At 66.8% G+C, this 12,519-nt stretch carries 12 protein-coding genes; 6 read left to right on the top strand and 6 right to left on the bottom strand.

The features are described 5' to 3' along the window. Nucleotides 1–113: 113 nt before the first annotated feature. The 3 genes from ACWIEX_RS01315 to ACWIEX_RS01305 form a co-directional block, all read right to left on the bottom strand. Nucleotides 114–329, bottom strand: a complete 216-nt coding sequence (locus ACWIEX_RS01315; RefSeq protein WP_454031354.1) for a hypothetical protein — start codon at nt 327–329, stop codon at nt 114–116. A gap of 93 nt (nt 330–422) precedes the next feature. Continuing rightward, complete coding sequence (locus ACWIEX_RS01310; protein WP_454031353.1) at nt 423–1,163, bottom strand: M48 family metallopeptidase; 741 nt, start codon at nt 1,161–1,163, stop codon at nt 423–425. 42 nt (nt 1,164–1,205) lie between these two features. Further along, nucleotides 1,206–2,510 (bottom strand): polyhydroxyalkanoate depolymerase, encoded by a 1,305-nt coding sequence (locus ACWIEX_RS01305; RefSeq protein WP_454031352.1) that lies wholly within the window; start codon nt 2,508–2,510, stop codon nt 1,206–1,208. A gap of 182 nt (nt 2,511–2,692) precedes the next feature. On the opposite strand from ACWIEX_RS01305, the gene ACWIEX_RS01300 reads away from it, so the two are divergent. Next, a complete protein-coding gene (locus ACWIEX_RS01300; protein WP_454031351.1) occupies nt 2,693–4,045 on the top strand; it encodes an ActS/PrrB/RegB family redox-sensitive histidine kinase in 1,353 nt (450 codons plus the stop codon). An 82-nt stretch (nt 4,046–4,127) separates the two neighbouring features. After that, nucleotides 4,128–4,694, top strand: a complete 567-nt coding sequence (locus ACWIEX_RS01295) for an ActR/PrrA/RegA family redox response regulator transcription factor (RefSeq protein ID WP_454031350.1) — start codon at nt 4,128–4,130, stop codon at nt 4,692–4,694. 74 nt (nt 4,695–4,768) lie between these two features. On the opposite strand, the gene ACWIEX_RS01290 is transcribed toward ACWIEX_RS01295, so the two are convergent. Then, nucleotides 4,769–5,947 (bottom strand): MFS transporter, encoded by a 1,179-nt coding sequence (locus tag ACWIEX_RS01290; protein ID WP_454031349.1) that lies wholly within the window; start codon nt 5,945–5,947, stop codon nt 4,769–4,771. Nucleotides 5,948–6,045: 98 nt separating this feature from the next. Here ACWIEX_RS01290 and ACWIEX_RS01285 point away from each other — a divergent pair, with 98 nt between their 5' ends. Next, a complete protein-coding gene (locus tag ACWIEX_RS01285; RefSeq protein WP_454031348.1) occupies nt 6,046–7,011 on the top strand; it encodes a LysR family transcriptional regulator in 966 nt (321 codons plus the stop codon). On the opposite strand, the gene ACWIEX_RS01280 is transcribed toward ACWIEX_RS01285, so the two are convergent. Together ACWIEX_RS01280 and ACWIEX_RS01275 are read right to left on the bottom strand one after the other, a co-directional pair. Then, the gene (locus ACWIEX_RS01280) at nt 7,003–7,470 is read right to left on the bottom strand and encodes an MmcB family DNA repair protein (RefSeq protein ID WP_454031347.1); all 468 of its coding nucleotides are present in this window, start codon (nt 7,468–7,470) and stop codon (nt 7,003–7,005) included. The genes ACWIEX_RS01285 and ACWIEX_RS01280 overlap by 9 nt on opposite strands. Nucleotides 7,471–7,681: 211 nt before the next feature. Next, nucleotides 7,682–8,752 carry a LacI family DNA-binding transcriptional regulator gene (locus ACWIEX_RS01275; RefSeq protein WP_454031346.1) on the bottom strand — a complete coding sequence of 357 codons (1,071 nt, stop codon included), beginning with the start codon at nt 8,750–8,752 and terminating at the stop codon, nt 7,682–7,684. A gap of 118 nt (nt 8,753–8,870) precedes the next feature. On the opposite strand from ACWIEX_RS01275, the gene ACWIEX_RS01270 reads away from it, so the two are divergent. The 3 genes from ACWIEX_RS01270 (at nt 8,871) to ACWIEX_RS01260 (ending at nt 12,400) form a co-directional block, all read left to right on the top strand. Beyond that, nucleotides 8,871–9,887, top strand: coding sequence for a TRAP transporter substrate-binding protein (locus tag ACWIEX_RS01270; RefSeq protein ID WP_454031345.1), 1,017 nt, complete (start codon nt 8,871–8,873; stop codon nt 9,885–9,887). Between the two features lie 90 nt (nt 9,888–9,977). Then, complete coding sequence (locus ACWIEX_RS01265) at nt 9,978–11,825, top strand: TRAP transporter large permease (protein WP_454033435.1); 1,848 nt, start codon at nt 9,978–9,980, stop codon at nt 11,823–11,825. A 20-nt stretch (nt 11,826–11,845) separates the two neighbouring features. Continuing rightward, a complete protein-coding gene (locus ACWIEX_RS01260; protein WP_454031344.1) occupies nt 11,846–12,400 on the top strand; it encodes a VOC family protein in 555 nt (184 codons plus the stop codon). Nucleotides 12,401–12,519: the final 119 nt, after the last annotated feature.

Raw genomic sequence — 12,519 nt, 5'->3', positions numbered from 1 at the left:
GCCTCCCAGGCTATTTGGCCGGCGGATCACCGGCTCTTTCCCAGAGAGGTTCGTCAATTCGGCCGCTTCGGCAACCCGCGTCGTCGCCGGGGGCGGCATGCGCGAGCGCAGGATCAGTTGCCCAGCTCGGCCTCGACCTCGGCATCGAAGGCCTGCGCCAGCATCGCCCGGCAGGCCTCGGCCTGCTGGCGCGCCGAATCCAGCGCGATATGGGGGAGAATCTCGGCGAGATCGCGCAGGGCGAAATCGACGGCCGACATCAGGCCGAGCACCGGCTCGGGAGCGGCTGCCGGCTGTTGCGGAATACGGAACGCGATGACCTGACCCATAGGCATACTCACGCTGGAAGCGAATCGGCCTTCAGTGTGCGGGGCGAGGTTTCAGAAAGTGGTTAACGGCGGAATTGCGGCGGCGCAGCCGGCTTAACCATAGCCATGCAGGCTGGCGCCATGGCGCTTCAGCCAGGCTTCCGCCTCCTCGGTATGGGGGCAGAGCTTGTGGGTCAGCGCCCAGAAGCGGTGCGAGTGGTTCATCTCCTTGAGATGCGCCACCTCATGAGCCGCGAGATAGTCGAGCACCGCCGGCGGCGCGAGGATCAAGCGCCAGGAAAAGCTGAGATGGCCCTGCGAGGAGCAGGAACCCCAGCGGCTGGTCGTGTCGCGAATCGTGATCTTGCGGGCGGGGATGCCGAGCGTCGCGGTATGACGCCGCACGGCCTTCTCGATATCGTCGAGCGCGCGTTTTCTCAGGAAATCCTTGACCCGGCGGGAAACATGAGCGGCATCGCCAGCCACTGCGATGACGGGCGCGCCATCAGCGTCGCGCGTCGCCTGCGTCAGCCCGCGCGCCTTCGACCATTGGACGATGCGATGCGGCACGCCGCGCAAGGGGATGCTCTGGCCTGGTTCGAACGGCACGGGGCGCGGGCGCTTCGCCATGCGCGCGGCGATCCAGCCGCCATGGTTCTCGGCGAAGGTCCTGCCGGCCGCGAAATCGGCGCGCTCGGGCAGGGTGAGGGTGATCTCGCCGGTCGCCTGCGAGACGCGCAAGGTCATCCGCCGCGCGGCGGTGCGGCGCTTGACCAGGACGGCATAGCGCGTGCCGGCATGCACGACCTCGATCCGGTCGGGGTCCGGCTGGCGCCTGAAGAGGGAGATGCGCATCGCCCGCGATTGTGCGGGATTCGCGGGCGATCCGAAAGGGGCTTAACCGACGACCTTGAGCGCCTTGCGCTGCTCCTTGGCGCTGTCGTCGCGACGATCCTTGGCCGCTTCCATGTCGAGGCTGACCATGAAGTCGGAGATGCGCGGCTGAATCTCGGACCGGAAGCGCGAGCCGTTGAAGACGCCGTAATGGCCGACCTTCGGCTGGAGATAATGGACGCGCTTGTCGGCGGGGATGTTGACGCAGAGGTCGTGCGCCGCCTTGGTCTGGCCGACGCCGGAGATGTCGTCGTTCTCGCCCTCGACCGTCATCAGGGCGACGCGGCGGATGGCCGTGAGATCGACCGGCTTGTCACGGTGCATCATCTCGCCCTTCGGCAGGGCATGCTGGACGAAGACGGTGTCGACGGTCTGGAGATAGAACTCGGCGGTCAGGTCCATCACCGCGAGATACTCGTCATAGAAATCACGATGCTTCTCGGCGGAATCGCCGTCGCCGCTGACGAGATGCTTGAACATGTCGTAATGGGCGGTGACGTGGCGGTCGATATTCATCGCCATGAAGCCCGAGAGCTGCATGAAGCCGGGATAGACCTGCCGGAACGCGCCGAGGCTCGGGAAAGGCACGACGGTGATGCAGTTGCGGCGGAACCAGTCCGTGCCGCGCTCCATCGCGAGCTGGTTGACGGCGGTTGGCGAGCGGCGGGTGTCGATCGGGCCGCCCATCAGCGTCATCGAACGGGGCGCGCAAGGGTCCGATTCCGCCTCCATGCGGGCGACCGCGGCAATGACCGGCACCGAAGGCTGGCAGATCGCCATGACATGGGTGTCCGGGCCCAACATCTGCAGCATGCCGATGACGTAGTCGATGTAATCGTCGAGGTCGAAACGGCCCTCGGAGAGCGGCACGAGACGGGCATCGACCCAATCGGTGATGTAAACCTCGTGGCCCGGCAGGAAGGCCTCGACCGTGCCACGCAGCAGCGTGGCGTAATGGCCCGACATCGGCGCGACCAGCAGCACCTTCGGCTGCGGCTTGCGGCGGCTGGCCGGGATCTTGCGGTCGAAATAGACCAGCTTGCAGAAGGGGCGCTCCCAGACGACCCGCTCCTCGACGGCGACATGGACGCCGTTCATCGTGGTCTCGTCGAGGCCGAAGGCCGGCTTGCCGTAGCGGCGCGTCATACGCTCGAACAATTCGCAGGATGCCGCGACGGTCCGGCCGAAGGGCGTGTAGGTCAGCGGATTGGCCGGGTTCTTGAAGGCCAGATGCATCGCATCCGAAACCCCGCGCACCGGGCTCACCATCATGTGAACCGCTTCGTAGGCATGGTAGGCAAACGACATGGCGGCCCCGTACATACGATGAATGTCCTTCCGGCGGCGCAACATGTAATGATGCGACGCAGCATCGCACCTTACGTTGATTTTGTTCTCATTCAACCCGGCTAAAGGCTAAGATTTTCCTGCGATGTGGATGAAGCCGGGAAAAAGCCCACGGCAGGCGCCGCGCAGGAGACCACCAAACCTTGAGCTTCCCGGACTTCTCTGCCCCGGCCCTGGCGCGCTCCAGCCGCCACTTGCGCCTCGATACGCTGGTCAGGCTGCGCTGGCTCGCCATCGCCGGGCAGAGCCTCGCCGTCGCCGGCGTGCATTTCGGCCTCGGCTTCCCCCTGCCCTTCGGCTGGTGCTTCAGCGTCATCGCAGTTTCCGCCTGGCTCAACATCGCGCTGCGCATCCGCTTTCCGCTGAGCCATCGTCTCAACGACAGGGCCGCGACCGCCCTGCTCGGCTTCGATATCGCCCAGCTCGCGGCGCTGCTCTTCATGACCGGCGGCCTGCAGAACCCGTTCGCGATCCTGTTCCTGGCGCCGGTGATGATCTCGGCGACGGCCCTGCCGCCGCAGCGCACGCTGGTGCTCGGCCTGCTGGCGATGGGGCTCGCGACCCTGCTCAGCCGCTATCACCTGCCCTTGCCCTGGGCCGGGGACGACCGGCCGGTGCTGCCGGCCTTCTATCAGCTCGGCAACTGGGCTGCGCTCGTGCTCGGCCTCGGCTTCACCGGCATCTATGCCTGGCGCGTCGCCAAGGAGGCGCGCGACCTGTCCGACGCACTTGCCGCGACCGAACTCGTGCTGGCGCGCGAGCAGCACCTGTCACAGCTCGACGGCCTCGCGGCCGCCGCCGCCCATGAGCTCGGCACGCCGCTCGGCACGATTGCACTCGTCGCCCGCGAATTGACCCGCCTCGCCCCGCCCGAAGGAGAGATGGCCGAGGATATCGCCTTGCTGCGCGAACAGGTCGAGCGCTGCCGCGGCATCCTAGGCAAGCTCTCCAGCCTGCAGGACGAGGATGCCGGCCCGCTCGGCCAGCTCACCCTGCGCCTGCTGATCGAGGAGACCGCCGGGCCGCAGCGCCCCTTCGGCGTGCCCTTCGAGATCACCATGACCGGCGACAAGCCGGAGCCGGTCTGCCGCCGCAATCCCGGCATGATCTACGGCCTCGGCAACATCGTCGACAATGCCGTCGATTTCGCGCGTTCGACCGTGACGATCACCGCGGAATGGAGCCAGAGCCAGGTGGTTCTGGCGATCGCCGATGACGGGCCGGGCTTCCCGCCCGACGTGCTGATGCGGGCGGGCGACCCCTATCTCTCGCGCGGAGCGGGCGAAGGCCGAGCCGGCGGGGGCCTCGGGCTCGGTCTCTTCATCGCCAAGACGCTGTTGGAACGGGGTGGTGCCACGCTGGAATTCTCGAACCGGCCGGCGCCTGCGAGCGGTGCTTCGATCCGAATTACCTGGTCTCGCGACGATTTCGAGGCCGACCTGCCCAGCGATGGGGGTACCCAGGCGGGCGCATCGGCCTTAAATGAAGCTGACTGAGCCGGCCTCACGGGGTGAGCCGGACAACCGAAACCCTAATGCGCGCCGCCGCAGCGCGCCGAGAAGCGGCAAGGAGAAGACGATGCAGGATACAGCGAGCGAAACCGACAGGGCCGGGCCGGCCGACGACATGTCCCTTCTGCTGGTTGATGACGACAAGCCGTTCCTGACCCGCCTCGCCCGCGCCATGGAAGGCCGCGGCTATGCGGTCCGCATCGCCGACAGCGTCGCGGCGGGCATGGCTGCCGTGGAAGAGGCGGCACCGGCCTTCGCGGTGATCGACCTGCGCCTCGGCGACGGCAACGGCCTCGACGTGATCGCCCGCCTGAAGGAGCGCCGGCCCGATGCGCGCGGCGTGGTCCTGACCGGCTACGGCAATATCGCGACCGCCGTCAGCGCGGTGAAGCTCGGTGCTTTCGACTTCCTCGCCAAGCCGGCCGATGCCGACGAGATCCATGCAGCCCTCGCCGCGCAGCGCGATGCCCGCCCGCAACCGCCGGAAAACCCGATGTCGGCCGACCGGGTGCGCTGGGAGCATATCCAACGCGTCTACGAACTCTGCAGCCGCAATGTCTCGGAGACGGCGCGTCGCCTCGGCATGCACCGGCGCACCTTGCAGCGCATCCTCGCCAAGCGCGCCCCGCGCTGATCCCAACCTGAATGCAGAAAGCCCGCCGGACGAACCGTCCGGCGGGCTTTTGCTTGGGGGTATGCTGGCGCGTTTCAGGTAGCGCAGGCCGGGGTCAGACGGGCCGCACGCCGCTCGAGCGACACCGCGAAGACGGCGAGGCCGAGCGCCAGCAGCGGCACGACGGCAGCAACCGGCGCAATCGCGCCATAGCCCAGCCCCTGCGTGATCACCGCGCCGCCGAGCCAGGCTCCGAAGGCGTTGCCGAGGTTGAAGGCAGCGATGTTGAGGCTCGACGCCAGCCCCTGCCCCGCGCCACCGGCCTGCTGAAGCACCCACATCTGGAGCGGCGCGACCGTGGCGAAGGCGGCAGCGCCCAGCACGAAGGCCGCGGCGATGGCGCCGATCTGGCTGTGGAAGGCCAGGCCCGAGGCGAACATCGCGATGGTCAAGAGCGCGATCGAGCCGATCAGTGCGGGGGCGAGCCTGCGATCGGCCCAGCGCCCGCCGAGCAGGTTGCCGACGACGAGCCCGCCGCCGAAGACCAGCAGGATCGGCGAGACCGCGGCCTCGCTGAAGCCGGCGAGCTGGACGAGAATGGGCTGGATGAAGGTGAAAACCGCGAAGATGCCGCCGAAGCCGAGCACCGTCATGAGGAGGCCGAGCTGAACCTGCGGTCGCGCCAGCACCTTGAACTCCTCGGCGAGCGGGCCGGGAACGACGCGCTCGCGATCGGCCGGGACGAAGACCGCGAGGACGACCAAGGCGACGAGGCCGATCGCGGTCACCGCCCAGAAGGTCGAGCGCCAGCCGAAGGCGAGGCCGAGCCAGGAGCCGAAGGGCACGCCAAGCAGGGTCGCGAGCGTCAGGCCGGTGAACATCAAGGCAATGGCCGAAGCCTTGCGTTCCGGCGCGACGAGGCTGGTCGCGACCAGCGAGCCGACGCCGAAGAAGGTGCCATGCGCCAGCGCCGTGACGATGCGCGCCGCCATCAGCCAGCCGAAGCTCGGGCTCAGTGCAGCTGCGAAATTGCCGAGGGTGAAGATCGCCATCAGCACGAGCAGCGTCGTCTTGCGCGGAAGCGTGCGGGTCGCGATCGTCAGGACCGGCGCGCCGACGAAGACGCCGAGCGCATAGCCGGTCATCAGCAGGCCGGCGAGCGGGACGCTGATGCCGAGATCGGCGGAGACCTGCAGGAGCAGGCCCATGATCACGAATTCGGTGACGCCGATGCCGAAGGCACCGACGGTGAGGGCATAAAGGGCAATGGGCATGGAATGCCTCCGGGAGCTTGTTCGGGCCCGGAGATAGCGCGGCGGGGGCTTGTGAATTAGACTACCTGCAAGACTAGCAATTGTGAGTTGAATTCACGATGCCGCGCACCGACGTCAACCGCTCCGGCGAGATGGAAGTCTTCGCCCGCGTCGTCGAGCTCCGCGGCTTCTCGCCGGCGGCGCGCGCGCTCAGGATGACGCCCTCGGCGGTCAGCAAGCTGGTCTCGCGGCTGGAGGCGCGGCTCGGCGTCAGGCTGATCGTGCGCTCGACCCGCAAATTCATGCTGACCGAGGAAGGCACGACCTTCCACGAGCGGACATTGCGCGTGCTGGCCGATCTCGACGAAGCCGAGCGGGCGGTCGCCGCCTGCCAGATCCCGCGCGGGCGTTTGCGGGTGAATGCCAATGTCGCCTTCGGCTGGCATTATCTGCTGCCGGTCGCTCCGCGCTTCATGGCGGTGCATCCCGGCATCCAACTGGACATTTCGATCACCGACGCGGTGATCGATCTCGTCGACGAGCGCGCCGATGTCGCGATCCGGGTCGGCCCGCTCAAATCCTCGCAGCTCGTTGCACGCAAGCTCGGCGAAAGCGTCTCGGCGATCGTCGCCTCGCCGGATTATCTGGCGGCGCATGGCGCGCCGGATCACCCTGACAAGCTTGCCGGCTGCGACCTCATCACCTTCAACTTCGCGCGGCATCGCGACACCTGGCCCTTCGTCATCGACGGGCAGCGCGTCTTCCTGCCGGCCCATGGCCGCGTCACGGTCGGCGACGGCGAAAGCGCGCGACGCCTGGCACTGGCGGGACAAGGGCTGACGCGGCTCTCGCTCTTCCACATCGCCGACGATATCGCTGCTGGCCGGCTCATCCCGGTGCTCGAAGCCTTCAACCCCGGCGATGTCGAGGACATCCACGCCGTCTATGTCGGTCATGGCGGCAAATTGCCGGCGCGCGTTCGCGCTTTCATCGATTTCCTCGTCGAGGAGATCGATTTGCGCCGGTTCGCAGCGATGCCGAAAGCGACAATCGCCGAAGCCCGCGAGGCGGTTGTCTCAGGCTGAACCTTCGGGGTCCTCGATCAGCGCGAGCCGGCTCGAAGCCAGCCGCGCCAGCGCGATGGTCAGCATCTTGCGCCGCGCCGGGCTCAAGGGATGGCGCGGCGGCTCGCGCAGCAATTCGCCGCCATAGGCGTCGGCGACGATCAGGCCGACATCGTCAGGCAGGATCTCGCGCGGGAATTCGGGCGCGACCGCGAAAAGGAAACCGTCGCAATAATCGCGATAATCCGGCCATTTGCCGTCGACGCGGTAGTCTGCGATCCCCGACTTGACCTCGACCACCCAGAGTTCACCGGAGGGCGAGAGCGCGACGATGTCGCCGCGCCGGCCATTGGCGAAGGTCATCTCCTTGACAATGGCGTAGCCACGCTCGCGCAGGTGCCGGGCGGCACCGCGGCAGACCATGCGCGTGATATCGGGCCGCGCCGGCGGCGGGTTCAGGACGGAATCCGGAAGGGACATGGGCGCATGTTCCCTCTTTGTTTCATGGAATGCAAGCCTTGGCCGGCGATCCTTCGCCTGCCGATCGAGAGAACCACGCCGTCATCCCGGACGCAGCGAAGCGGAGATTCGGGATCCATTCCGGAGCCTTTCCGATCAATGGTCCGGAATGGATCCCGGGTCTCCCTTCGGTCGCCCGGGATGACGCGCACTTTCACGAAACGCTGCAGCCCTACGGCAAATTCTCGCGCAGGATGATCTCGATGCTGGGCGGCGCCGTTCCCTCCGAGGCCGGGCGGCCGGCGCGCAGATTGGCGAAGATCGCGATGCAGCTCATCAGCGCGGCATGGGGATGCTGGGTGATGACCGCGTCCATCGTGCCGTCGAGCAGGAGCGCGCGCGTCTCGGATGTCAGCCCATGGCCGACGAAGACGACCTCGTGCTGCCGGCCCGCTTCCTTCAGGGCGCGCGCGATCCCCTCAGGTCCACCGCCGATATTGTAGATGCCGGCGAGGTCCGGGTGCTGGGCAAGCAGCGCCTTGGCCTGGCGATAGTTCCGGCCGTCGTCGTCGAGCCCCTCGCGCAGGCCGACGACCTCGATCTGCGGGAACAGCTCCTCGAAGAGATGCAGGAAGCCCATCTCGCGCTCCTCATGGGCGCGATAGCTCAGGCTGCCGGCGATCACCGCGACCTTGGCCGGGCGCCGGCCGATGAAGCGGGCGGCGAGATAACCGGCGGTGCGCCCGGCCGAACGATTGTCGAGCCCGACATAGGCGGCGCGGCGGGCATTTGCGATATCCGAAATCAAGGTCACGGCCGGCACGCCGCGCTCGGCGAGGCTGTTGACCGCCTCGCGCACCGCCGGATGCTCCAGCGCCATGAAGGCGATGCCGTCGACATCGCGCCCGACCTGCCTGAGCTGCTGAGCCAGCAATTCCGGCTTGAAGCTCTCGATGAACTCGACGCGGGCGCGCATGTTGAAGGAGGCGAGTTGCTCCTGCGCCTCGGCGATGTGGCGCCCGAGCATGGCCAGGAAGCGGTTGCTGCCGGCCGGCAGCAGGAAGGCCAGCCGCATCGGCGTGAAAGCCTGCGCCGGCAAGGCGGGATCGAGCACGTATCCCAGTTCGCTCGCGGCCTTGAGCACGCGCTGGACGGTGGCTGCGCGCACGCCGGGACGCTGGTTCAGAACCCGGTCGACCGTCGCGGTCGAAGCGCCGGACAGCGCCGCGACATCGGCGATGCGGGCCATGCGCCGGCGCTTCAGGCTCTCGCCGCCGTCGTTTTTCTCAGGCGTATCCGTCATGAAATCACATCAAAAGACATCAGTATTTGAGTTTGACCGCCATCATTCCAGCTTCCTAATCTAAGGGCAAGAAGACCACCATCAATCAAATCGCATCAGCGATACCGGGAGGACCATCATGACGAACTTCACGCGCCGCACGGTGCTGCGCACGCTCGCCGCCGCCCCCGCAGCCTCGCTCATCGCCATGCCGCACATCGCGCGGGCGGCCGAGATCGAGCTGAAATACGGCAACAACCTGCCGCTCAGCCATCCGCTCAACATCCGCGCTCAGGAAGCGGCCGAGCGTATCGCGAAGGAAACCAACGGCCGGGTCGAGATCAAGATCTTCCCGAACAACCAGCTCGGCGGCGATACCGATATGCTGAGCCAGGTGCGCAATGGCGGCATCACCTTCTTCACGCCGTCGGCGCTCGTCATCGCGACACTGGTGCCGGTCGCGGCGATCAATGCGGTCGGCTTCGCCTTCGCCGATTACGACCAGGTCTGGAAGGCGATGGACGGCAAGCTCGGCGCCCATGTCCGTGAGGCCATCTCGAAGGTGAACCTCTATGCCTTCGAGAAGATGTGGGACAACGGCTTCCGCCAGATGACCACCTCGGGCAAGGCGATCGAGACCGCCAAGGAGATGTCCGGCCTCAAGATCCGCGTGCCGGTGAGCCCGCTCTCGATCTCGATGTTCAAGGCGCTCGATGCCGCCCCGGCGAGCCTGCAATTCTCGGAGGTCTATACGGCGCTCCAGACCAAGGTGGTCGATGCGCAGGAGAACCCGCTGCCGATCATCCAGGTCGCCAAGCTCTTCGAGGTGCAGAAAAGCTGCGCCATCTCCAATCATATCTGGGACGGATTCTGGTTCATCGCCAACGGGCGCGCCTGGCGCGGCCTGCCGGCCGATATCCAGAAGATCGTCGCCGGCGCCATCAACGATGCCGGCGTCGCACAGCGCGGCGACATCAAGAAGCTCAACGAGACCGTGCAGGCGGACCTGCAGTCGAAGGGCCTTGCCTTCAACAAGACGGACCCGGATTCCTTCCGCGCCAAGCTGCGCGAGGCCGGTTTCTACAAGGAGTGGCAGGAGCGCTTCGGCAAGGATGCCTGGAGCCTGCTCGAAGACGCCGTCGGCAAGCTGGCCTGAGACGTGCGGGCGGGCCTATAAGGCCCCCAAAAGCACAAGACAGGAAACGTCCCGATGGATGCCCATAGCGCGACCCTTCCCGCTGCCGCCATGCCCGCAAACGGCATCGGCCGCTTCGCCGGCCATCTCGACCGCGGCCTCGGCCGCCTGGTCGAGACGGTGGCGGCCGTGCTCGTGGTCGTCGAGATCATCATCCTCGGTGCCGGCGTCATGGCACGCTATGTCTTCCATGCGCCGCTGGTCTGGTCGGACGAGCTCGCCTCGATCCTGTTCCTGTGGCTCTCGATGCTCGGCGCGGTCGTCGCGCTCCGGCGCGGCGAGCATATGCGGATGACCGGGCTGGTCTCCCGTGTCTCGCCGCGGACGCGGGCGCTGCTGGAGGCGGTCGCGATCACCGCCTCGATCGCCTTCCTGCTGCTGATCATGCCGCATGCGATCGAATATGCCGAGGAAGAGAACTTCATCGTCACGCCGGCGCTGGAGATCAGCAATGCCTGGCGCGCGGCGGCGATCCCGATCGGCGTCGGTTTGATGCTGATTGCCGCTGGCTGCCGGCTGCTGCGCTTCGCCTCGCTGAAGCCCGCGCTGATCGCGATCGGGCTCACCGCGCTGTTCGTGCTGCTGTTCTGGCTCGCCGGCCCTTCGCTCAAGCCGCTCGGCAAGCTCAACCTGATCATCTTCTTCGTCGGCGTCGTCGCGCTCAACGTCTTCTCCGGCGTGCCGATCGCCTTCTCCTTCGCGCTCGCCACCTTCGGCTACCTCGCCTGCACCACCTCGACGCCGATGCTGGTCATGGTCGGCCGGCTTGACGAGGGCATGAGCCATCTCATCCTGCTCGCCGTGCCGCTCTTCATCTTCCTGGGCGCGCTGATCGAGATGACCGGCATGGCGCGCGCCATGATCCAGTTCCTGGCGAGCCTGCTCGGACATGTCCGCGGCGGCCTGTCCTATGTGCTGGTCGGCGCGATGTATCTGGTCTCGGGCATCTCGGGCTCGAAGATCGCCGACATGGCCGCGATCGCGCCGGTGCTCTTCCCGGAGATGCAGAAGCGCGGCGCCAAGCCCGGCGATCTCGTGGCCCTGCTCTCGGCGACCGGCGCACAGACCGAGACGATCCCGCCCTCGATCGTGCTGATCACCATCGGCTCGGTGACGGGCGTCTCGATCGCAGCTCTGTTCACCGGCGGCATGTTGCCGGCCGTGGTGCTGGGCGCGGCGCTGTGCTTCGTGGTCTGGTGGCGCTGCCGGGGCGAGGACCTCAGCAACGTCAAGCGCTATCCCAAGCGCGAGATCGCCAAGCTCGCTTTGATCGCAGCGCCGGCGATCGCCCTGCCCTTCGTCATCCGCGCCGCGGTGGTCGAGGGCGTCGCGACCGCGACCGAAGTCTCCACCATCGGCATCGCCTACGCGATCCTGGCCGGTATCCTGCTCTATCGCCAGTTCGACTGGCGCCGCCTGCCGAAGATGCTGGTCGAAACGGCATCGCTGACCGGCGCGATCATCTTCATCATCGGCTGCGCCACCGCCATGGCCTGGGGGCTGACGCAATCGGGCTTCTCGCGCGACCTCGCCCAGGCGATGGCGGCGGTGCCGGGCGGAAGCTGGGGCTTCCTCGGCATCTCGATCGTCGCCTTCACCATCCTCGGCAGCGTGCTCGAGGGCATCCCGGCGATCGTGCTGTTCGGGCCGCTGGTGTTCCCGATCGCCCACCAGGTCGGGATACACGAGGTCCACTACTCGATGGTCGTGATCTTCGCGATGGGCATCGGGCTCTTCGCCCCGCCCTTCGGCGTCGGCTATTACGGCGCCTGCGCGATCAGCAAGATCAATCCCGACGAAGGCCTGAAATACATCTGGGGCTACATCCTCGCCCTGATCCTCGGCCTCCTCGTCGTCGCTGCCGTGCCGTGGATCTCCATCGGCTTCCTCCGCTCCTGATATTTGAGAAAGCAACGCCCATGAGCCGCTTCTTTGGCCAGATCCGTCAGGCTGGCTATGTCGTCCCGGATATCGAGGCGGCGATGGATTACTGGAGCCGCGTGCTGGGCGTCGGGCCGTTCTTCTACAATCCGAAGGTGCCGATCAAAAACTACCGCTACAAGGGCGAGACCTACGAGCCGCATAACTCGGTGGCGCTGGCTAATTCCGGCCCGCTCCAGATCGAACTGATCCAGTGCCGCAACGCCGTGCCGTCCATGTACAAGGACTTCACCGATGCAGGGCTGACCGGCCTGCAGCATGTCGCCTACTGGACCTCGGACTACGACGCCGATCTGGAGCGGCTCGTCGCGGAAGGCTTCAAGCCGGTGATGTCAGGTGAAGTCGGCGAGCGCGGGCGCTTCGTCTATTTCGACACGCATTACCATCCGGGCACGGTGATCGAACTCTCGGAGGTCGCCGGCCCCAAGGGTGAGATGTTCCGGCTGATCCGCGAGGCGTCGGAGACCTGGGACGGCAAGGACCCGGTGCGCCCCTTCCCCGACCTGAGCAAGCTCGCTGCGGCGGCGGCCTGAAATTCTCCAGTCCGGGTCATCCCGGGCGACCGCAGGGAGACCCGGGATCCATGCCTGAACCTTCATCGGAAAGGCTCCGGCATGGATCCCGGATCGGCGCCGCCTTCGGCGGCTTGTCC

Source organism: Allobosea sp. NPDC055353 (genome assembly GCF_053644975.1).
Note: the sequence above shows the minus strand (reverse complement) of the source record. Positions and strands in the feature narration are given on the sequence as shown.

Coding starts and splice junctions, on each gene's coding strand:
- ACWIEX_RS01270 (WP_454031345.1), top strand. CDS start 8,871: ATGACGAACTTCACGCGCCGCACGGTGCTGCGCACGCTCGCCGCCGCC.
- ACWIEX_RS01315 (WP_454031354.1), bottom strand. CDS start 329: ATGGGTCAGGTCATCGCGTTCCGTATTCCGCAACAGCCGGCAGCCGCT.
- ACWIEX_RS01305 (WP_454031352.1), bottom strand. CDS start 2,510: ATGTCGTTTGCCTACCATGCCTACGAAGCGGTTCACATGATGGTGAGC.
- ACWIEX_RS01285 (WP_454031348.1), top strand. CDS start 6,046: ATGCCGCGCACCGACGTCAACCGCTCCGGCGAGATGGAAGTCTTCGCC.
- ACWIEX_RS01280 (WP_454031347.1), bottom strand. CDS start 7,470: ATGTCCCTTCCGGATTCCGTCCTGAACCCGCCGCCGGCGCGGCCCGAT.
- ACWIEX_RS01265 (WP_454033435.1), top strand. CDS start 9,978: ATGCCCGCAAACGGCATCGGCCGCTTCGCCGGCCATCTCGACCGCGGC.
- ACWIEX_RS01295 (WP_454031350.1), top strand. CDS start 4,128: ATGCAGGATACAGCGAGCGAAACCGACAGGGCCGGGCCGGCCGACGAC.
- ACWIEX_RS01260 (WP_454031344.1), top strand. CDS start 11,846: ATGAGCCGCTTCTTTGGCCAGATCCGTCAGGCTGGCTATGTCGTCCCG.
- ACWIEX_RS01275 (WP_454031346.1), bottom strand. CDS start 8,752: ATGACGGATACGCCTGAGAAAAACGACGGCGGCGAGAGCCTGAAGCGC.
- ACWIEX_RS01290 (WP_454031349.1), bottom strand. CDS start 5,947: ATGCCCATTGCCCTTTATGCCCTCACCGTCGGTGCCTTCGGCATCGGC.
- ACWIEX_RS01310 (WP_454031353.1), bottom strand. CDS start 1,163: ATGCGCATCTCCCTCTTCAGGCGCCAGCCGGACCCCGACCGGATCGAG.